General features: G+C 43.9%; 1 protein-coding gene. It reads right to left on the reverse strand.

Annotation, left to right across the window (positions count from 1 at the left end):
* Window positions 1–513 precede the first annotated feature (513 nt).
* On the reverse strand, window positions 514–996 hold the full coding sequence (locus tag BM082_RS24565) for a pseudoazurin (protein WP_208862557.1): 483 nt from the start codon (window positions 994–996) through the stop codon (window positions 514–516).
* Between the last annotated feature and the right edge of the window lie 217 nt (window positions 997–1,213).

Here is a 1,213-nt window from a genome sequence, read left to right on the forward strand (position 1 = left end):
TCGGCACGGTTCCAACGGCCAAATGTCACCTGTAGAGTATGAAAAGCAGTACGAAGAAAGGCTCAAAGGTGTCTACTGAGTCGGTGGCTATTCAGAACGCGTAGCCGCCGATAACCACATCAGGCTCCAATGGTTGCCACCACGGTATGGGTTTCGATACCTCTTTGGGTGGGTTGGCTTCATGCTTTCCACACCCTGCTAGCACAGCTATGTAATCTCTGATTCTTTAGCAGGAGTAAGTAATGGCGTAAAACGTTGAGAAGACCCACCTATTGTTCCACTTTCTTAACTCAATCTGCCTTGGGTGATGACGCTAACGAAGAGCATTGAAGGTAGAATAAACATAATGGCTAGGGTTGAGAAACACTACTTTATCGCTTCAGGGTAAGTATTCACTCAGTCAGTCAATAAAAATGGGCACGTAGTAATGTTGAGAACGTATGAGCTTGTGGTGATTTTAGGCAGAACATGAGTATGATCTGCCCGTACGTATGTCTGCAACGTGTATCTTTTTTACTTCACCTGTTCTCCATAAGCCTTAAATCTGCCTTTGTTCATCACGAACATGGCTTCTTTTGAATCAACAAAACGATGAAAGTCTTCTTTGTTAGTAGCTTTTCCAACTTGCACAATACCGACCATTGCCATGATCGAATGAGGCTCACACTGGTAAGCATGCAGACCTTCTTTATCGAAGGTGACACTCACAGGCTTACCAAGCTCACCTTTCCAGGTAACCCCTCCTTCAGGGCCAAATTCTGAAACGGAATTATGGCCCTGATCTGTTGGCACAAAATGAACGGTATCGCCTGAGTCAATGTTTAAATAAGCGGGAGAGAACACCATAATTCCCTCTGGACCCGCATTGAGCATTTTAACTTCATGCTCTGCTGCCGACAGATGAAAGGAAAACAACAACGCGAGAACAAGTATGGGCTTTTTCATCGAGCTAGAACCTCCAAAAGTGACGATAAGTGCTTTTACAGCATGGATCAAACGCCTCATTAATGCAAATGATTATCAGTATCATTGGTTGTCAATGGTGCTAAAGTAGGAATCTTAAAGTGTTATTGGCGAGTTTGAGGTGCGTGACGTAACAGGAGGCGACAAATAAAAAATCGAGCCTGTAACAGATTCTGTGTAACTGCCATTTAATTAATATGCTTTTCGAGGCGTTCCCCGAACTCGATAATAAATCGACTCATCGCCTGAC

The sequence above is a fragment of the Enterovibrio norvegicus DSM 15893 genome, from assembly GCF_900115495.1.
Taxonomy (GTDB): domain Bacteria; phylum Pseudomonadota; class Gammaproteobacteria; order Enterobacterales; family Vibrionaceae; genus Enterovibrio; species Enterovibrio norvegicus.